18 protein-coding genes and 1 tRNA gene are annotated in these 18,223 nt (G+C 59.0%); 6 read left to right on the forward strand and 13 right to left on the reverse strand.

Annotated elements, in window-relative coordinates; translation table 11 throughout:
• Window positions 1–70 precede the first annotated feature (70 nt).
• The 5 genes from apbC (at window position 71) to rmuC (ending at window position 6,691) form a co-directional block, all read left to right on the forward strand.
• Entirely contained in the window at window positions 71–1,159 is a 1,089-nt protein-coding gene (apbC, locus tag ACWJKU_RS07710; protein WP_454147373.1) for an iron-sulfur cluster carrier protein ApbC, read from the forward strand.
• 1 nt (window position 1,160) lies between these two features.
• The gene (gene dcd, locus ACWJKU_RS07715; protein ID WP_454147375.1) at window positions 1,161–1,727 is read left to right on the forward strand and encodes a dCTP deaminase; all 567 of its coding nucleotides are present in this window, start codon (window positions 1,161–1,163) and stop codon (window positions 1,725–1,727) included.
• A gap of 57 nt (window positions 1,728–1,784) precedes the next feature.
• Window positions 1,785–3,065 (forward strand): glutamate-1-semialdehyde 2,1-aminomutase, encoded by a 1,281-nt coding sequence (gene hemL / locus ACWJKU_RS07720; protein ID WP_454147377.1) that lies wholly within the window; start codon window positions 1,785–1,787, stop codon window positions 3,063–3,065.
• A gap of 189 nt (window positions 3,066–3,254) precedes the next feature.
• A complete protein-coding gene (locus ACWJKU_RS07725; RefSeq protein WP_454147379.1) occupies window positions 3,255–5,156 on the forward strand; it encodes a VTT domain-containing protein in 1,902 nt (633 codons plus the stop codon).
• Window positions 5,157–5,194: 38 nt separating this feature from the next.
• Entirely contained in the window at window positions 5,195–6,691 is a 1,497-nt protein-coding gene (gene rmuC, locus ACWJKU_RS07730; RefSeq protein ID WP_454147381.1) for a DNA recombination protein RmuC, read from the forward strand.
• Between the two features lie 64 nt (window positions 6,692–6,755).
• On the opposite strand, the gene rho is transcribed toward rmuC, so the two are convergent.
• The 3 genes from rho to yrfG all read right to left on the reverse strand — a co-directional run bounded on the left by rho (window position 6,756) and on the right by yrfG (window position 9,422).
• Window positions 6,756–8,012 (reverse strand): transcription termination factor Rho, encoded by a 1,257-nt coding sequence (rho, locus tag ACWJKU_RS07735; RefSeq protein WP_454147383.1) that lies wholly within the window; start codon window positions 8,010–8,012, stop codon window positions 6,756–6,758.
• A 175-nt stretch (window positions 8,013–8,187) separates the two neighbouring features.
• Complete coding sequence (gene trxA / locus ACWJKU_RS07740; RefSeq protein ID WP_454147385.1) at window positions 8,188–8,514, reverse strand: thioredoxin TrxA; 327 nt, start codon at window positions 8,512–8,514, stop codon at window positions 8,188–8,190.
• 251 nt (window positions 8,515–8,765) lie between these two features.
• Window positions 8,766–9,422, reverse strand: a complete 657-nt coding sequence (gene yrfG / locus ACWJKU_RS07745; RefSeq protein ID WP_454147387.1) for a GMP/IMP nucleotidase — start codon at window positions 9,420–9,422, stop codon at window positions 8,766–8,768.
• A gap of 79 nt (window positions 9,423–9,501) precedes the next feature.
• Between yrfG and cysQ the strand changes: the two genes are divergently transcribed.
• Window positions 9,502–10,320 carry a 3'(2'),5'-bisphosphate nucleotidase CysQ gene (gene cysQ, locus ACWJKU_RS07750; RefSeq protein ID WP_454147389.1) on the forward strand — a complete coding sequence of 273 codons (819 nt, stop codon included), beginning with the start codon at window positions 9,502–9,504 and terminating at the stop codon, window positions 10,318–10,320.
• A gap of 322 nt (window positions 10,321–10,642) precedes the next feature.
• Here cysQ and ACWJKU_RS07755 read toward each other — a convergent pair.
• From ACWJKU_RS07755 to glyA, 10 genes are all read right to left on the reverse strand, one after another.
• A tRNA-Met gene (locus tag ACWJKU_RS07755) sits at window positions 10,643–10,719 on the reverse strand.
• An 81-nt stretch (window positions 10,720–10,800) separates the two neighbouring features.
• Window positions 10,801–11,313, reverse strand: a complete 513-nt coding sequence (locus ACWJKU_RS07760) for a phosphatidylglycerophosphatase A family protein (protein ID WP_454147391.1) — start codon at window positions 11,311–11,313, stop codon at window positions 10,801–10,803.
• Complete coding sequence (thiL, locus tag ACWJKU_RS07765) at window positions 11,306–12,268, reverse strand: thiamine-phosphate kinase (protein ID WP_454147393.1); 963 nt, start codon at window positions 12,266–12,268, stop codon at window positions 11,306–11,308. Before thiL ends, ACWJKU_RS07760 begins: the two co-directional genes overlap by 8 nt.
• Window positions 12,269–12,304: 36 nt before the next feature.
• A complete protein-coding gene (gene nusB / locus ACWJKU_RS07770) occupies window positions 12,305–12,901 on the reverse strand; it encodes a transcription antitermination factor NusB (RefSeq protein WP_454147395.1) in 597 nt (198 codons plus the stop codon).
• Entirely contained in the window at window positions 12,898–13,377 is a 480-nt protein-coding gene (ribH, locus tag ACWJKU_RS07775; RefSeq protein WP_454147397.1) for a 6,7-dimethyl-8-ribityllumazine synthase, read from the reverse strand. The genes nusB and ribH overlap by 4 nt, the downstream gene beginning before the upstream one ends.
• Before the next feature lie 17 nt (window positions 13,378–13,394).
• The gene (gene ribBA / locus ACWJKU_RS07780; RefSeq protein ID WP_454147399.1) at window positions 13,395–14,498 is read right to left on the reverse strand and encodes a bifunctional 3,4-dihydroxy-2-butanone-4-phosphate synthase/GTP cyclohydrolase II; all 1,104 of its coding nucleotides are present in this window, start codon (window positions 14,496–14,498) and stop codon (window positions 13,395–13,397) included.
• Window positions 14,499–14,500: 2 nt separating this feature from the next.
• Complete coding sequence (locus ACWJKU_RS07785; RefSeq protein WP_454147401.1) at window positions 14,501–15,157, reverse strand: riboflavin synthase; 657 nt, start codon at window positions 15,155–15,157, stop codon at window positions 14,501–14,503.
• Window positions 15,158–15,184: 27 nt separating this feature from the next.
• On the reverse strand, window positions 15,185–16,300 hold the full coding sequence (ribD, locus tag ACWJKU_RS07790) for a bifunctional diaminohydroxyphosphoribosylaminopyrimidine deaminase/5-amino-6-(5-phosphoribosylamino)uracil reductase RibD (RefSeq protein ID WP_454147403.1): 1,116 nt from the start codon (window positions 16,298–16,300) through the stop codon (window positions 15,185–15,187).
• A gap of 4 nt (window positions 16,301–16,304) precedes the next feature.
• Window positions 16,305–16,814, reverse strand: a complete 510-nt coding sequence (gene nrdR, locus ACWJKU_RS07795) for a transcriptional regulator NrdR (protein WP_454147405.1) — start codon at window positions 16,812–16,814, stop codon at window positions 16,305–16,307.
• 67 nt (window positions 16,815–16,881) lie between these two features.
• A complete protein-coding gene (gene glyA / locus ACWJKU_RS07800) occupies window positions 16,882–18,138 on the reverse strand; it encodes a serine hydroxymethyltransferase (protein ID WP_454147407.1) in 1,257 nt (418 codons plus the stop codon).
• Window positions 18,139–18,223 lie beyond the last annotated feature (85 nt).

The raw sequence follows: 18,223 nt of genomic DNA on the forward strand, positions 1-18,223 counted from the left end.
TCGGCCGTTAAGGCTTCCGGGGCAATTGTGTAGAATAACGTTTATTTGGCCCGAGATGCCGGAGATTTGAATGCCGCTGACCCAATCTGACGTCGAGAATGCCCTTAAAACCGTGTTGGATCCCAATCTGGAGCAGGATTTGGTATCCGCCAGGTCGGTCAAGAAAATCGAAGTGGAGGATTCCCGCGTGCGGGTGAAAGTGGCTCTGGGCTACCCGGCGGCCAGTTTCCATGCCGAGCTCAAGAGCCTGATCGAACGGAAACTCCGTTCGGAAACCGACGCGACCGAAGTGGCGGTCGATATCGTCACGGAAATCGCTTCCCATGCGGTCCAGAAGAATCTCAAGCCGATGCCTGGCGTCAAGAACATCATCGCGATCGCCTCCGGCAAGGGCGGCGTCGGCAAGTCCACGACCGCCGTGAATCTGGCGCTGGCCTTGGTGGCGGAAGGCGCTCGGGTCGGCATTCTGGACGCCGACATCTACGGGCCGAGCCAGCCGCTCATGCTGGGGATTTCGGGACGCCCCGAAATCGAAGAGGGGAAGAGGCTGATCCCGATGACCGCCTACGGCGTGCAATCCATGTCCATCGGTTATCTGGTCGACGAGGATGCTCCGATGATCTGGCGCGGTCCCATGGTGACCGGCGCCTTGCAGCAGTTGCTCAAGGATACCCGATGGGACAATCTGGATTATCTGATCATCGACTTGCCGCCCGGTACCGGCGACATCCAGTTGACCCTGGCGCAGCAGATTCCCGTATCCGGCGCGGTCATCGTGACGACACCGCAGGACATCGCCTTGCTGGACGCTCAAAGGGGCCTCAAGATGTTCGAAAAAGTCGGCGTGCCGGTCTTGGGCATCGTCGAGAACATGAGCATCCACATCTGTTCCAACTGCGGCCATGCCGAGCCGATTTTCGGCGAAGGCGGCGGCGACAAGATGGCCCGGAAATACGGCGTGGAACTGCTCGGTTCCTTGCCGCTCGACATCGGCATCCGGAAGCACGCGGACGGCGGCCACCCTACCGTCGTCGCCGAGCCGGACAGCAAGCCGGCGCAAATCTACAAGGACGTGGCCCGCAAAATGGCGGCCCGACTGGCTCTCAAAGCGAAGGATTACAGTGCGCGCTTCCCCACCATCACCATCGTCAACGACTAGCATGGGCATCAAATCGGACCGCTGGATCCGCCGCATGGCGGAGGAATATGGGATGATCGAGCCCTACGAGTCGCAGCAGGTGAGGGAAGTGCAAAATTCCCGGGTCATTTCCTACGGCACGTCGAGCTACGGCTACGACATCCGCTGTTCGAGCGAATTCAAGATTTTCACCAACATCAACTCCGCGATCGTCGATCCGAAGAATTTCGACGAAAACAGCTTTGTCGACGTGAGTTCGGACGTGTGTATCATCCCGCCTAACTCCTTCGCCCTGGCGAGAACCGTCGAATACTTCCGCATTCCGCGCGATGTGCTGACGATATGCCTCGGAAAATCCACCTACGCCCGCTGCGGAATCATCGTCAACGTGACGCCCCTGGAGCCGGAATGGGAGGGGCATGTGACCCTGGAGTTTTCGAATACCACGCCGCTGCCCGCCAAGATCTACGCCAACGAGGGCGTGGCTCAGGTGCTGTTCATCGGCGCCGACGAGATTTGCGAAGTGTCTTACAAGGACCGCGGCGGGAAATATCAGGGGCAGACCGGCGTGACCCTGCCCAAGACGTAGAATCCGGCGGGCGTTTCCGAGACAGAGATTTTTTGAGATTTATCGAGAGTAAAGATCATGACCGACGTGTCCGCCTTGTTTGCGGAAGCTCAAACCTACATTCCGGGTGGCGTGAATTCGCCGGTGCGCGCGTTCAAAGGGGTCGGCGGAACCCCCGTTTTCGTGGAGCGCGCCGAAGGACCTTGTTTTTGGGGAGAGGACGGACGCCGCTACATCGACTACGTGGGGTCCTGGGGACCCATGGTGATCGGGCACGCCCATCCCGAGGTCTTGAATGCCGTACACGAGGCCGTGGACCGCGGGCTGAGTTATGGCGCTCCCACTCGAATCGAAACCTCGATGGCGAAAAAGCTGTGCGAGCTGGTGCCTTCGCTGGACATGGTGCGCATGGTGAACTCCGGCACCGAAGCGACCATGAGCGCCATCCGCCTGGCGCGCGGCTATACCGGCCGCGACAAGATCGTCAAGTTCGAAGGTTGCTATCACGGCCATTCGGATTCGCTTCTGGTCAAGGCGGGTTCCGGCGCGCTGACCCTGGGCGTGCCGAGTTCGCCCGGCGTTCCGGCCGGTTTGGCCGAACATACGCTGACTCTCTCGTTCAACGACGGGGATGCGGTGCGCGAGGTGTTTTCGCGTTACGGCAGGGAGATTGCCTGCATCATCGTGGAACCTGTGGCCGGCAACATGAACTGCGTGCCGCCGAAACCGGGCTTCCTGGAGACTCTGAGGGAGGCTTGCGATGCCCACGGATCGGTGCTGATCTTCGACGAAGTCATGACCGGGTTCCGCGTTGCCTTGGGCGGAGCGCAGGCGCATTACGGCGTTTCGCCCGACTTGACCACGCTCGGCAAAGTCATCGGCGGCGGCATGCCGGTCGGCGCCTTCGGCGGTCGGCGCGACATCATGGAAAAACTGGCCCCGCTCGGCCCGGTCTATCAGGCCGGGACTTTGTCCGGCAATCCCGTGGCCATGGCGGCGGGATTGAAGACCTTGGACCTGATTTCCGCGCCAGACTTTTTCGATCGCTTGAGCGAAAAAAACCGCTATCTGATCGAGGGCTTGCAGGAGCGGGCGTCAAAGGCCGGAGTTCCATTTGCGGCCAATTGGGTCGGCGGCATGTTCGGTCTCTTTTTCACCGAGGAGAAGGCCATCGACAGTTTCGCACAAGTCATGGCCTGCGATCAGGAGCGCTTCAAGCGCTTTTTCCACGCCATGCTGGATGAAGGCGTTTATCTCGCGCCGTCCGCATTCGAGGCCGGCTTCGTTTCGGCGGCCCACGATTTCGAAATTTTGGACCAAACCCTAACAGCGGCGGAGCGCGCCTTTAGACGTCTTTAACAGAACGGCTTGCTACTCTGGAACTTCCTCCTTCAGGGGAGAATTGTTAAATCTGGACGACGATGTCCGGACGTCGTTATCCTCTCGGTTATTTCCCGTTCATGGGATGAATAATCCGCCGGCCGCTATTCGCCGGCGGGTTTCGTCCGACGGATGAAGCCGGGCGCGGATTGAAACAAACAATCGACTTTGAGCTTTGAAACCGTTTACGCATGGATCGCATTGCATCCCCACTACGCCGGCCTAGCGGTGTTTTTGATTGCCATGGCCGAGTCGTTGGCGGTGGTGGGGTTGCTGGTTCCCGGTGTTGCCATGATGTTCGCCGCTGGAGCGCTCATCGGCGCTGGAGCGCTCGCATTCGCTCCGACATGCGGCTACGCGATAGCCGGAGCGATTGCTGGCGACGGAATCAGCTTCTGGCTGGGATGGCGTTACCGCGATCGCTTGGTGTCCTTATGGCCCTTCACGCGCTATCCGGGAATGATCGAGCGCGGCATCGATTATTTTCGCCGCTATGGGGGGCGCAGCGTACTGTTCGGCCGCTTCGTCGGCCCGATTCGTGCGGTGATTCCGCTGGTCGCGGGGATGCTGGCGATGCCGGCGCGGCGGTTCGTGTATATCAATGTGTTGTCCGCCGTTCTCTGGGGTCCCGCGTACTTGTTGCCGGGCATGGCCTTCGGCGCGTCGCTCGATCTGGCGTCGAAAGTGACCGGGCGCCTGGTGGGTCTGTCGATCGCCTTGCTCGTAATCCTATGGTTCGGGATTTGGCTGAGCAAGCATCTTTATCTTTACTTCCAGCCTCGGGCGCACCAACTCATTCTCGCGACCTTCGACCTTAGCCGAGAACACCCGCTGCTGGGGCGTCTCACCGTGCCTCTCATCGACCCCGAGCAACGCGATTATGCCGGCTTGTCCGTATGGGCCGCCATTTTGGGTCTGTCGGCCTTGCTGGGCTGTTATCTGGTGCCGGCCGATTTGATCCCGATGTCCCTGGAAGCCTGGCGGAATCCTTGGGCCGATTATGCGCTGATCGTGTTCGATGAGTTGGGCGGGATTTCGGCCGTGTCGGTCTTCTCGGCGGTCGTTCTCGGCTGGTTGTTGTTGCGGAAGCGGAGTATCGCCGGGGCGCATTTCCTGGGGGCGCTAGTTTTCGCGCTGGCGCTCGGAACGGCCTGCCGTTTCGTCGAGGACAATCCGCTGATCGATAGTCATGTACTGAATGGCGGCGCGGTATACGGCTTCGTCGCCGTTTTGGCGGCGGACAGCGCGACGCCGCGCTGGCGCTGGTCGATCTATTCCGCGGCGACCTTGCTGGTATTCGTCATCGCGTTTGCCCGAGTCTATGCGGACACGGGCGAATTTCTCGCAATCTGCTTCACTTTATCGATCGTTCTGATCTGGCTGATTCTGCTCGGGGTGGCTTACCGGCGCCACCGGCACGGCGATGCGCCGATCAAGGGCTTGGCATGGATAGCGGCGGTTTCCTTGGGAGCCGTCGGGATATCCGCTTGGCATAGCCATTCGCTGGAAGAATTCTTCTATCGGCAGCCGCTACTCAGCGTGGACGAGCAGCAATGGCTCGAGCAGGGCTGGCGCCGTTTGCCCGCTTACCGCGTAGAAACGATCGGCCGCCCCGAGCAACCCCTCAGTATTCAATGGGCTGCGTCGATCGACTCGATCCGGTCCGATCTGGTTAAACTCGGCTGGCAAGAGCCTAAGCCGCTGAATTCGATACAGGCATTGCACCTTCTGAATCCCCGAACGGGCGTATCGAATCTGCCGGTCTTGCCCCATTTCAACCAAACCGATGTGGACGCCCTCCGCATGATTAAGGCAAGTCCCGGCGGACGATGGCTGATCGTCCGTTTCTGGCCCAGCGGACAACAGTTGAAAGAAGGTGCGATTCCGATCTGGCTGGGGAGCGTCGCTTTCCTGGATGAGCGCAATCTTTTCGGCTTTCTGAAATTTTCCGAAGAAGCTGTCGACGGTACGGCGGCGCTCGACATTTTTATCAACGATCTTCGGCCGCTTCGTCCTTTCTTGTCGAGAACGGACGAGGATGGCCGGCTGGTCATGCTGCTTCCTCCGTGATTTCGCGATGACCCATTTTTTTTCCGGACGACGCGCCGATGGATAAAACGTATTGGATGGCGGATATCGGTAACGTTTCGCCATTTTCCGCTCTGGCCGTCGGCATGTTGCTGGGGCTTGCCGTCGGATGGTTCTCGGCATCCTTGCGCCACCGAGGGCATCATCCGGCATTGTGCCGGCGGTCGGCCGAGGAGCAGGCGGAGAAAATCGCTGAATTGACGAAGGAGCTGGTCGATCGCCAGGATCGAGTCCATGCGTTGCGCACGGCTTTGGCCGTCGCTGAAGAAAAAGTGGAGCGCATCCCGCTACTGGAAAGCAAACTGGCCGAAAAAAATCAGAAACTTGACGCGGCGCGGACCGAATGCGCCGAACTCAGGGCTCGGCTGGAGAGCGAGGAAAAAAACACGGAAGAAAAGCTGGCGCTACTCCGCAATGCGGAGGTTCAACTGTTCGCCCAGTTCGAAAATCTGGCGCAGAAAATCCTCGAGGAAAAGACGCAAAAATTCACCGAACAGAACAAGAACCAACTCGACGGCGTCTTGAATCCGTTTCGCGAGCAACTCGGCGACTTCCGAAAGAAGGTGGACGAAATTCATCTGCATGATGCCAAGGATAGGGCGTCGCTGCGGCAGGAGATCGAAAATTTGCGCCTGCAAACCCAACGCATCAATCAAGAAGCCGTTAATCTGACCCGGGCTCTGAAAGGCGATAAGAAGTTACAGGGCGCCTGGGGCGAACTGATCCTGGAACGAGTATTGGAACAGTCCGGCTTGCGCAAGGGCATCGAGTACGAGACTCAGGGCGGCTATCGCGACGGCGACAATCGCTTGTTCCGGCCCGACGTCATCGTGCACCTGCCCGAAGGGAAAGACATCATCATCGATTCCAAGGTTTCGCTGGTGGCTTACGATCGTTGTTGTTCTCTGGACGAGGGACCGGAACGTGAGTTTGCGTTGAGAGAGCATGTTCAGGCGGTGCGCAACCATATCAAAACCTTGGCGCAGAAAGATTACTCCAGCTTGAACGGACTGCGCTCGCTGGATTTCATCCTGCTGTTCATGCCGATCGAATCGGCTTTCATGCTGGCGTTTCAGCAGGACGACAAGCTGTTTTCCGACGCTTTCGCCAGCAACATCGTGGTGGTCACGCCGACCACGCTGCTGGCCACTTTGCGGACTATCGAAAACATCTGGCGCTACGAACGCCGCAACGAAAACGCCAAAGCCATCGCCGACAGGGCCGGCTCGATCTACGACAAACTGCGCGGATTCGTGGAAGATTTTGAGAAATTGGGCGCCCAGCTCGGCAGCGCCCACAAAACCTACGAAGATGCGATGAACAAGCTGACTCGCGGGCGCGGCAACTTGATCCGGCAGGCCGAAAGCTTCGTGGAGCTGGGCGCTAAAGTAAACAAACGACTTCCGAAAAGCATTCTGGACAGAATCGATCTGGACGCCGAAGACAAGATGTATGCCGCGCTAAAGCTGGAACTTCCGGAGACCGGGGAAACCAGCGAATCGCCCGATGGCGGATGATTGCGCGGCTTGTCTCGATCCGAACGGTTCGGGTCGGTTTGAGCGAGGGAGTTCTCGCGCTCCCTCAGCGCTTCATCATGTCGAAGAATTCGGCGTTGGTTTTGGTGTCCTTCAATTTCCCTAGCAGGAACTCGCTGGCCGCCATTTCATCCATGGGTTGCAGGATTTTTCGCAGAATCCAGCATTTTTGCAGTTCGTCCGCCGGAACGATGTATTCCTCGCGGCGGGTACCGGACCGGTTGATGTTGATGGCGGGATAAATGCGCTTCTCGGCGATTTTCCGCTCGAGGTGCAATTCCATGTTGCCGGTGCCCTTGAATTCTTCGTAGATCACTTCATCCATGCGCGATCCGGTATCGATCAGCGCCGTGGCGATGATCGTCAGGCTGCCGCCTTCCTCGATGTTGCGCGCGGCGCCGAAAAACCGCTTCGGGCGTTCCAATGCATTGGCGTCCACGCCGCCGGTCAACACCTTGCCGGAGGATGGAATCACCGTGTTGTAGGCTCTGGCGAGGCGGGTGATGGAGTCGAGTAGAATGACGACATCGCGCTTGTGCTCGACCAGTCGCTTGGCTTTCTCCAGCACCATTTCCGCTACTTGAACGTGGCGCGCCGGCGGTTCGTCGAAGGTGCTGGATACCACCTCGCCTTTGACGCTGCGTTGCATTTCGGTGACTTCTTCCGGCCGTTCGTCGATCAGCAGGACGATCAGATAGCATTCCGGATTCTTTTCGGCGACCGAATGGGCGATATTCTGAAGAATCATGGTCTTGCCCGCTTTCGGCGGAGACACGATCAAACCCCGCTGCCCTTTGCCGATGGGCGCGACCAGGTCGATGACCCTGGCGGTCAAATCCTCGGTCGTGCCATTCCCCAGTTCGAGCGATAGGCGTTCGACAGGAAACAGGGGAGTGAGATTCGAGAAGAGAATTTTATGCTTGGCGTTTTCCGGCGGTTCATAGTTGATTTGCTCGACCTTGAGCATGGCGAAGTAGCGCTCGTTGTCCTTGGGGGGACGAATCTTGCCGGAAATCGTGTCTCCGGTACGCAAGCTGAATCTGCGAATCTGACTGGGCGAAACGTAAATATCGTCGGGTCCGGCCAAAAAGGAGCTGTCGGCGGACCGCAGGAAGCCGAACCCGTCGCTCAGAATTTCCAGTACGCCGTCGCCATAAATGTCTTCTCCGCTTTTGGCCTGTTTTTTCAGGATGGAGAAGATCAAATCCTGCTTGCGAGTTCGGGCGACGCCTTCGATGTCGAGCGATTCGGCGATTTCGATGAGTTCGGAAACGGGTTTGCGTTTAAGATCGGTCAGATTCATAGACGTTAGTGAAGAGCAGAAGTAAATGATCTAAGGATTGCGCCCGCACGGGAGGCGAGCTTGGAGAGAACGGCCGGCGGCGGCCCGGTCAAGAGGACGACGTTAAGATCGGCGTCAAAGGTAGCACAGGTGTGCGAGGCCGTCTAGTCAGGAGCGACCCGCACATGCCGAATGCTCAGACATTGGCCTCGAGAAATGCTGTCAGTTGAGATTTGGCCAAGGCTCCCACCTTGGTGGCTTCCACTTCGCCGTTCTTGAACAGGATCAATGTCGGAATTCCTCGTACGCCATAGCGTTGGGGGGTTGCCGGATTATCGTCGATATTGAGTTTGGCGACAGTCAGCTTGCCTTCGTAGTCCCCGGCGATTTCATCGAGAATGGGCGCAATCATTTTACAGGGACCGCACCATTCGGCCCAGAAATCGACCAGAACGGGGCCGCTCGCTTTGAGGACTTTATCCTCGAATTCGGCATCTGTAACGTGAAGTATGCGTTCGCTCACAATGAACTCCTTACGAGTTGGACGGGGAAATTTGAAGGGATTGGGGCGCCAACGGCCAGTGCGAATGGGAATGGTGCAGCTTTCCCTTGCGCACCGTCATTTCAGCTTAAACGGAAAACAATTTCAAGTCCTATGGATCCCTATGTCAATCACCGTTCGGCGAACGGACGAGGCGCGGCTCCCGGCCCGATCATCGACAGGCGAATGACGGCTCGATATGCGGTCTTCGAAGGCCGTAACTTCGCCATCGCTCAGGCCGTTGGCATTAATTCACGAAAATCGTCTATGGCGTCGAACTCGGCAATGTTCTTTGAGGGAAGGCCGCTATCGGGTTTTTTCACCGCGATCAAGTGCCGGATACCGAACTGCCGTGCGGCGCGCAATACCGCCGGGCTGTCATCGACCAACAGCGTCCGTTCCGTCGAGAAGCGTTCTACGTCGCTGAGCGATTGCCAAAACGCAAGACTTTCTTTCGGGTAGCCCAGCGTATGGGAAGAGATGATTTCATCAAAAAAAGCGTGAAGACAGGTGCGCTCCATCTTCAGATTCAGGCTTTTCGGGTGCGCGTTGGTCACCAGAACCAGGCGCTTCCCGGCTTTGCGCACGGCCTCGAGGAAATCGGTCACATGCGGCAGCACCGCTATCAATCCCGCGATTTCGGCCTTCAAACCGACGATATCCAGGCTTAATCGGGCACTCCAATAATCCAGGCAGTACCATTCGAGGCGTCCCTCGGTTTCCTCGAACCGGGGCATCAATTCCGCCTTGGCTTCGGAGAGCGAGAGCCCGTGCCGCTGGGCATAGCGCAGCGGCACGAATTCGAGCCAGAAATGGTTATCGAAATTCAAGTCCAGCAGCGTACCGTCCATATCGAGAAATACGCTGCTGATGTTTTGCCAATCGATCATGCGTTAATATTTCGTCGTTCTACTATTATCTTCGATTCTCCCATTAGCGTATCCAGTGAGTAGCTGCGGATTTCAAGCCATGCCCCTTAGAAAAGAACCGTCCCGCTTTCTCGAGTCCGTGGTTGCTCTTGCCAAGGAGGCCGGACGCCGCATTCTCGAAATCTATGGATCGGATTTCCGTGTCGGCCTTAAAGAAGACAACTCGCCGCTCACGGCGGCAGACCTCGCTTCCCATCACTGCCTGGTCGAAGGTTTGACCGCCCTGCGTCCCGCTTATCCGATCATTTCGGAAGAGTCGAAAAGTTTGCCGTTCGAGGAGCGATGCGACTGGGAAATTTTTTGGCTGATCGATCCTCTGGACGGTACCAAGGAGTTTATCAAACGGAACGGCGAGTTCACCGTCAACGTGGCCTTGATTCATCGGCATCAACCAGTGCTCGGCGTGGTGTACGCGCCGGCGAAAGAGCTTTGCTACTTCGCGGCGGAGGGGTGCGGCGCTTACAAGCAGACCGGCGATTTGTCCCCGCAGGCCATCGAAGTGACGACGAGCGCTCGCTGTCCGCTCAGAGTGGTCGGCAGCCGCTCGCACCAGACCGAAGACCTGGCGGTCTATCGGAGCCGATTGGGCGAACATCAACTCATGTCGATCGGCAGTTCGCTGAAACTCTGCTGGGTGGCGGAAGGCGCTGCGGATCTCTATCCCCGCATCGGCCTGACCTCGGAATGGGATACGGCGGCGGCGCATTGCATCGTGAAGGAAGCCGGCGGCGAAGTGACCGACTTACGAGGACAGCCGCTCCGCTACAACGCCAAACCGTCGCTGCTCAATCCGTATTTTTTGGTGTTCGGCGACAAATCCAGGGACTGGTGCAGATATGCGGACGGCATAGAGGGCTGACGTAGATCTGCATTCTTAGGCTCTCACGGGACGGCCGTTTGCGATTGGAAGGGGGACTTTGGCGCTCCCGAAGACGCCGAGGCGAGACTCGATGTCGCAAGCCACAGCATAAAGAGATCGAGGCCTGGCAGCCGACTCAAATGTTGCCAGGGCCAAACAGATTTACCGCGGCCTGGCCGAGCGACTGGAACGGATCGAAGATGTCGCCGACACCCGCGAAGCGCTCAGAAGCATAGTTGGGGACGAATTAGACTGGTGCCGGAGAACGGCAACTTGTGGGCTAAACTAAAAGGCGGCTGCGCCGCCCTTAGTCATATAACGGTGGTAGCGGGGGCTGGATTTGAACCAACGACCTTCGGGTTATGAGCCCGACGAGCTACCAGACTGCTCCACCCCGCGTCAATTTCAAATACTATACCTTAAACGCCTGCTCAATGCAATTAAACATTAACGTTGCGCGACAAAAAGGCTTCACGAACATCAGATGCCGAATCCGATTCGTAACGATATCAAGCAGATGGCGGCGTAAATGCCCGCCAAGGCATCGTCGAGCATGACGCCGAGTCCGCCGTGAACGGTGCTGTCGAGCAGGGCTATGGGCCAAGGTTTCCAGATGTCGAAGAGACGGAAGGCCAGAAAGCCCATGACTATCCATTCCCACGAAGCAGGCACGAACATCATGGCAATCAGAAAGCCGACGATCTCGTCCCAGACGATCCCGGGATGATCTTGAACGTCGAGACGTTGTTCGCACCGGTCGCAGATGTAGACGCCCGCGATCAGCATGATGATGACGGTCAGGGCGTAAAGCGGCGCGCTCAGGCTGGCCGCCAAGCAGTATATCGGGATGGCGGCCAACGTCCCGAAGGTTCCCGGCGCGATTGGCGCAAGGCCGGCGCCGAAACCGAAAGCCAGAAAGCATGAAGGATCGCGGAAAATTTCCGCCGGTTTGACGAGGCGGTGGGATTTTATTTTTTGGGTCGGCCTAATCATTGGAAAAGTGTTGATATCCGTTTAGAGAAAGCTCGATGGACCGACCGTCTTTGAAAAGCCGGAGTCCCGCTCGCGTCTCGATTCGGCCGATCGAAGCGCATGCGGAACCGGCTGTTGCCAGGCGGTGTTCCAATTCATCCCGATGTGCCGGCGGAACGGTGAAGCAAAGTTCGTAATCGTCGCCCGCCGATAGCGGCATCGGCCAGTCGCCCGTCTCTGCGACATAGCGGCGCACCCCATCCGGTAATGGGAGCCGCTCCCAGGCGAGCGCCGCGCCGACGCCGCTGGCTTTCAAGATGTGTCCCAGATCGGCCGCGAGCCCGTCGGACACATCGATGCAACTGGTAGCCAGGCCGCCTAGCTTCCGTCCAATGTCGACGCGGGGTTCCGGTCTTTCCAGATGGGCAATGGCCGTCTGGTCGCCGATATCGGTTTGGCCCCGACGAATTTTGAGCCCCAGTCCCGCGGCGCCCAATTCGCCGGTCAGGTAAATCAGGTCTCCGGGACGGGCGCCCGAGCGCCGAAGCGCATGGTCGCACGGTGTCAGGCCGAGCGCTTGAACGGTGATCGCCAAAGGTCCGCGAGTGGTATCGCCGCCGACCAGTTCTACCCCGTAGCGTTCGGCCAAAGCGAAAAAACCTCTCGCGAAATTCCGCAGCCAGTTTTCGTCGCACCGGGGGAGGGTCAGGGCGAGGGTAACCCAGCGCGGTTCCGCGCCCATTGCGGCGAGATCGCTGAGGTTGACGGCCAGCGCCTTATGGCCCAGCGTTTCCGGATCGACCCCGGGCAGAAAATGCACGCCTTCAACCAGAGTGTCGGCGGTTATGGCCAGCGTCCGGTTACCTTCGACGTGCAGCAAAGCGCAGTCGTCGCCCACGCCCAAAACCGTGGATCGATGTTTGACGGACTGATCCGTGAAAAAACGGCGAATCAGTTCGAATTCACCTAAGGCCATGCCGTTGCGCTATGTAAAGGGTGATGAAAAAAACCGCTAGGTTTTATGTCTCGCCTGTATTTCCGCGGTACGGTGCTTACGGGCAATGCGATCCAATATGCCGTTGATATATTTATGGCTTTCCGCGGCCCCGAAATGCTTCGCGAGGTCGATGCCTTCATTCAGAACGACCCGGTACGGCACTTCCAGGCGGAAGAGCAGCTCGTAGCCGCTTATCCGCAGAATGGCCCGCTCCACAGGATCGATCTCCGCGACGGGACGATCGGCGAATTCGCTCAGCGCCGAATCGATCGCGTGAAGATGTTCGGGTACGGCGTGCAGCAGTTCTTTAAAATAACGGGTGTTCACTTCCGGCGCGCAGCAATGATCGATCAGGACATCGAGCGGCGGCCGGCCGGATTGCTGATCTTCCGTTTCCCGCTGGCGGCAATATTTTTCGAGCAATTCTTCAAGGAGACCTTGTTCGTGATCGGTCAAATCGTACCGGTTCCGATATCTCCTCAAAAGAACCTTGGCCGTTTTCAATTCGTCGAGGAATTGGGTTTCGATCGCCGACAGATTGGCATCGCTCAGTTGCCATTGGTAAATGGCCTGCACCGCGCAACGCCGTGCCAGGGTTCGCGGATTACTCATGCCGAGCCTATCCGGTTCAATAAGTCGACCATCTCGACGGCGGACAATGCCGCTTCGGCGCCTTTGTTTCCGGCCTTGGTTCCGGCCCGTTCGATGGCTTGTTCTATGGTATCCACCGTGAGCACGCCGAAAGCGACCGGAATTTCGTGCTTGAGCGAGATGCTGCTGATGCCTTTCACGCATTCGCCGGCCACATAATCGAAATGCGGCGTCGAGCCCCGAATGACCGCGCCGACGGCCACGATGGCGTCGTAACGCTTCGAGGCCGCCGCTTTCTGCACTGCCAGCGGCAGTTCGTAGGCGCCGGGTGTCTTGACCAGATGGATATCCTCTTTTTTCGCGCCGTGCCGCAAAAGGGCATCGACTGCGCCGCCGACGAGATGGTCGACGATGAAGCTGTTGAAACGGGACGCCACGATGCAGAAGCGGGCGCCTTGGACCAAGAGTTGGCCTTCGTAGGTTTTGATGTCGGACATCGATTTTCTCTCTGTTCTCAGGAAACGTATTCGACGACTTCCAGGCCGTAACCGGATAAGCCGAGATATTTTTTCGGCGCGCCCAGGACGCGGAGCTTGCGGACGCCCAAATCGGCCAGGATTTGCGCGCCCGTTCCGGTGGTGCGCCAGTCGTCGGTTTTGGGATCGGCGACGGTCGGTCCGACGCCGTTATCTTCCATCTGGTATTGGTGTATGCGCTCGACCAGAGACTTGTCGTCCTCTTCCTTGCGGATGACCACCAAGACTCCGCGGCCTTCGTCGGCAATCCGCTGCATGGCATTGCGCAGGGGCAGTCCGCTGTCGTTCCGCCTGGCCCCGAAGAGGTCGCTCAGGAGATTGCGTCCATGCACCCGGACCAGCACCGGCTCGTCGCCGGCGACTTTTCCCAAGGTCAGCGCCAGGTGCAGGCGCTTGTCGATTTGATCCTGGTAGGCGTGCAAGCGGAACTGGCCGAATTCCGTCGGGAAATCGCAGGAACAAATCCTCTCCACGGTTTTTTCGTTCTGGATACGATAATGGATCAAATCGGCGATCGTTCCGATCTTGAGGCCTTGCGCTTGGGCGAATTTTTCCAAATCGGGGCCGCGCGCCATGGAACCGTCTTCGTTCAGAATTTCCACGATCACGGCGGCGGGTTCGAGCCCCGCCAGCCGCGCGAAGTCGCAGCCGGCCTCGGTGTGTCCGGCTCGATTGAGCACTCCTCCGGGTTGCGCCATTATCGGAAAAACATGACCCGGCTGGACCAGATCGTCCGGCTTGGCGTCCGGCGCCACGGCGCAGAGAATGGTGCGGGCGCGGTCCGCGGCCGAAATGCCGGTGGTGACGCCGCTCGCGGCTTCGATGGATACCGTGAAATTGGTGGAATGGGGCGTCTTGTTTTCGTTTACCATCAAGGGCAGGCGCAGTTGCTGGCAGCGCTCGCGGGTGAGCGTCAGGCAGATCAGTCCGCGGCCGTAGCGCGCCATGAAGTTGATGTCCTCGGGGCGGGTATGAACGGCCGCCATGACCAGGTCGCCCTCGTTCTCGCGATCCTCGTCGTCCATGATGATCACCATCTTGCCGAGGCGGATATCTTCGATGATTTCTTCGATGCTGTTCATGCTTAGGCGATGAAACCGGTGTTTTTGAGAAGTTCTTCGGTGATGGTCGAACCGCTTTCGGACGCGCGCTCGCCGAACAGGAGCCGCTCCAGATAACGGGCCAGGATGTCGACTTCCAGGTTCACCCGCTGTCCCGTGACCGTTTCGCCCAACGTGGTTTCGGTCAGGGTATGCGGCACGATATTGACGCCGAACCGGTTGCCGTTCACTTCGTTGACCGTCAGGCTGATGCCGTCGATGCAGATCGAGCCTTTTTCGGCGATGTATTTGGCCAAGCCGGCCGGCGCTTCGATGGTGAAGCGCACCGAGCGGGCTTCGCTGCGCTTGTCGACCACCGTGCCGACGCCATCGACATGGCCGCTGACGAGATGTCCGCCGAGGCGGGTGGTCGGCAGCAGGGCGAGTTCCAGATTCGCGTGGGTTCCGGTCTCGGCTTCGCCCAGCGTGGTGCGCGACAGGGTTTCGCGCGAAACGTCGGCGGCGAAAAACCGCTCGCCGAGTTCGACGGCCGTCAAGCAGACGCCGTTGACCGCAATGCTGTCGCCCAACTGGACGTCGGCGAAAGGCAGTTTGCCGGTGGTGACGGTCAAGCGGCAGTCGCCGTCTTTGGGCTCGATGCGGGTGATGGTTCCGATCGCTTGGATGATGCCGGTGAACATGAAGAACTCGCTGGTGAATCAAAAACGTTATGGCCTGCGCAGGATCAGCCGGAGATCGCTTCCGACCTGCCGCAGATCGCTGATCTTCAACTCGAAGCGCTCGACCATGCTCGTCAAATCCGGCAGGCGGAACAGTCCGCGCGCGCCGTCGCCCAAAATCACCGGAGCGACATAGACGATCCATTCGTCCACCAGGTTTGCCCGGAGCAAGGCGCCGTTCAGAATCGGACCGGCCTCGACCAGAATTTCGTTGAACTGGCGCTGCCCGAGCCAGTCGGCGACCGCGGTCAAGTCCAGTCGTCCGTCGAGCGCTGCGGGCAAGGTTTCGATGTCGAAATTGTCCGACAGAGCATGGATTCGCTCCTTGTCCGATATGGCCGTCAGGACTACGGTGCGGTTCCTTCCGCCGGCGAGACGCAGGGTCGCCGATATGCGCAGGCGAGAGTCGAGGACGACGCGGACCGGCTGCAAAATCTCTCCCGTCGTTTCCGGCAGGCGCACCGTCAGTTCCGGGTCGTCCTGGAGCACGGTGCCGATGCCGGTCAGAATGGCCGAGCTTCTGGCCCGCAAGCAGTGGGCGTCGCGCCGGGCGTCTTCGCCGGTGATCCATTTGCTTTCGCCGGAGGGCAGGGCGGTGCGGCCGTCCAGACTCATGGCCAGCTTGCTGCGGATATATGGCCGGCCGGTTTTCATGCGTTTGCAGAAACCGGGATTCAACGCCGCCGCCGCGTTTTCCAAAAGTCCGCAGGCGACCTCTACGCCGGCCTCCTTGAGTCTCTTCAAACCCTCGCCCGCAACCCGCGGATTCGGATCTTTCATGGCCGCTACCACGCGGACGATTCCGACCGAGATCAGGGCGTCCGTACAAGGCGGCGTTTTGCCGTGGTGGCAACACGGTTCCAGGCTGACGTAGGCGGTCGCGCCGTGCGCCCGATCGCCGCTTTGCCGAAGCGCCTCGATTTCGGCGTGGGGGCCGCCCGCCTGTCGATGCCAGCCCTCGCCGACGATTTGTCCGTCTTTCACGATCACGCAACCGACGCGCGGGTTGGGGTCGGTCGTGTATAAACCGCGCTCCGCCAGATGCAGCGCACGAGACATGAACTCCGCATCTTCGCGGGAAAACATCGTAGCAGAAAGGCCCATCGGATCAGGGCTCCGATTCGTCGTCGAACAAGTCCGGCTGATCCGTCTTGTCGTCCGGGTGCGGCTGCTTTTCGAGGCGGTCGATGACCTCGCGAAATTCGTTCACGTCCTGGAAACTTCGGTACACCGATGCAAACCGAATGTAAGCGACATGGTCGAGTCCGCTGAGTTCTTGCATCACGCTTTCGCCGATCAGCCGCGACGAAACCTCGCGTTCACCGCGGGCCAACAGCTTTTTCTTGATGCGGTTGATGGCCGCTTCGATACGATCGCTGCCTACCGGCCGCTTTTCGAGAGCGCGCAGAATGCCGGCGCGAAGTTTGTCTTCCCGGAACGGTTCGCGGCTGCCGTTGGCCTTGATCACCCGTGGCATGTTCAGTTCCGCCGCCTCGTAGGTGGTGAAGCGTTCCTTGCATTCGGTGCATTCGCGGCGCCGACGCACCTGATCGCCTTCCTGGGACAGGCGGGAGTCGATCACCCTGGTGTCTTGAGCACCGCAAAATGGACAGCGCATTATTGGCCCGTTGTGAACGGAACGGCGCGGGCCAGCAAAATCCGCGCCGCCCGGAAGAAAAACCCTATCAGTTCGCGTAGACGGGGAATCTGCGGCAAAGCTGCAGCACGTCGTCTTTGACTCGATCGATGACCGCTTCGTTTTGCGGTTCATCGAGTATGTCGCATATCCAGCCGGCCAGGGTTTCGCAATCGATCTTGGTGAAACCGCGGGTGGTGACGGCCGGCGTGCCGATGCGGATGCCGCTGGTGACGAACGGCGATTGCGGATCGTTCGGAACGGCATTCTTGTTCACGGTGATGTTGGCCCATCCCAAGGTTTCGTCCGCCAGCTTGCCGGTGAGTCCCTTGTCGATCAAATCGAGTAGGAACAAATGGTTGTCGGTGCCGCCGGAGACGATCTTGTATCCGCGGTCGATGAAGCGCTGCGCCATGGCGCGCGCGTTTTCGACGACATGGGCCTGGTACTGCTTGAATTCCGGTTGCGCGGCTTCCTTCAGGGCGACGGCCTTGGCCGCGATCACGTGCATCAAAGGTCCGCCCTGGATGCCGGGGAAAACCAGGGAATTCAGCTTCTTCTCGATATCCGGGTTGGATTTCGCCAGAATCAGGCCGCCGCGCGGTCCGCGCAGAGTCTTGTGGGTGGTCGTCGTGGTGACGTCGGCGATCTGTACCGGACTGGGGTAGACGCCGGCCGCGACCAGTCCCGCGACATGCGCCATGTCCACGACCAGATAGGCGCCGACCGAATCGGCGATGTCGCGGAAGCGCTGCCAGTCGACGATTCTCGAATAGGCGGAGAAGCCGGCAACGATCATTTTCGGCCGGTATTCCTTGGCCAGGGTTTCGACCTGGTCGTAATCGATGTGGCCGGTCGCCGGATCGAGGCCGTATTGGACGGCCTTGTAAATCTTGCCGGAGAAATTGACCTTGGCGCCGTGGGTGAGGTGGCCGCCGTGGGCCAGGCTCATGCCGAGCAGGGTGTCGCCCGGTTCGAGAAGAGCCATGTAAACCGCCGCATTGGCCTGCGAGCCGGAGTGGGGCTGAACATTGGCGAAATCGGCGCCGAACAGTTGTTTGGCGCGCTCGATCGCCAGGCTCTCGACGACATCCACATATTCGCAGCCGCCGTAATAGCGTTTGCCCGGATAGCCTTCCGCGTATTTGTTGGTGAGCGCGCTGCCTTGCGCTTGCAGCACCCGCGGGCTGGCGTAATTTTCGGAAGCAATCAGCTCGATATGGTCTTCTTGTCTTCTTTCTTCGTTTTGAATCGCGTACCACAGTTCGTCGTCGAATCCCGCGATTTCCATACCCTTGCTAAACATAAATCGAACCTACAGACTGGTTGGATGAATAGCCTATTGTAACGCAACGGTCATGGGGCGCATCGGGGCAAATTCGTTTTGTCGT

This window comes from Methylocaldum sp. MU1018, from assembly GCF_053646775.1.

Excerpts from the sequence above, each read along its gene's own strand:
- thiL (WP_454147393.1), bottom strand. The coding sequence starts at position 12,268 with ATGGCCTTAGGTGAATTCGAACTGATTCGCCGTTTTTTCACGGATCAG.
- cysQ (WP_454147389.1), top strand. The coding sequence starts at position 9,502 with ATGCCCCTTAGAAAAGAACCGTCCCGCTTTCTCGAGTCCGTGGTTGCT.
- nusB (WP_454147395.1), bottom strand. The coding sequence starts at position 12,901 with ATGAGTAATCCGCGAACCCTGGCACGGCGTTGCGCGGTGCAGGCCATT.
- apbC (WP_454147373.1), top strand. The coding sequence starts at position 71 with ATGCCGCTGACCCAATCTGACGTCGAGAATGCCCTTAAAACCGTGTTG.
- ACWJKU_RS07760 (WP_454147391.1), bottom strand. The coding sequence starts at position 11,313 with ATGATTAGGCCGACCCAAAAAATAAAATCCCACCGCCTCGTCAAACCG.
- yrfG (WP_454147387.1), bottom strand. The coding sequence starts at position 9,422 with ATGATCGATTGGCAAAACATCAGCAGCGTATTTCTCGATATGGACGGT.
- ACWJKU_RS07785 (WP_454147401.1), bottom strand. The coding sequence starts at position 15,157 with ATGTTCACCGGCATCATCCAAGCGATCGGAACCATCACCCGCATCGAG.
- dcd (WP_454147375.1), top strand. The coding sequence starts at position 1,161 with ATGGGCATCAAATCGGACCGCTGGATCCGCCGCATGGCGGAGGAATAT.
- glyA (WP_454147407.1), bottom strand. The coding sequence starts at position 18,138 with ATGTTTAGCAAGGGTATGGAAATCGCGGGATTCGACGACGAACTGTGG.
- hemL (WP_454147377.1), top strand. The coding sequence starts at position 1,785 with ATGACCGACGTGTCCGCCTTGTTTGCGGAAGCTCAAACCTACATTCCG.
- ribH (WP_454147397.1), bottom strand. The coding sequence starts at position 13,377 with ATGTCCGACATCAAAACCTACGAAGGCCAACTCTTGGTCCAAGGCGCC.
- rmuC (WP_454147381.1), top strand. The coding sequence starts at position 5,195 with ATGGATAAAACGTATTGGATGGCGGATATCGGTAACGTTTCGCCATTT.
- rho (WP_454147383.1), bottom strand. The coding sequence starts at position 8,012 with ATGAATCTGACCGATCTTAAACGCAAACCCGTTTCCGAACTCATCGAA.
- ribBA (WP_454147399.1), bottom strand. The coding sequence starts at position 14,498 with ATGAACAGCATCGAAGAAATCATCGAAGATATCCGCCTCGGCAAGATG.
- nrdR (WP_454147405.1), bottom strand. The coding sequence starts at position 16,814 with ATGCGCTGTCCATTTTGCGGTGCTCAAGACACCAGGGTGATCGACTCC.
- ribD (WP_454147403.1), bottom strand. The coding sequence starts at position 16,300 with ATGGGCCTTTCTGCTACGATGTTTTCCCGCGAAGATGCGGAGTTCATG.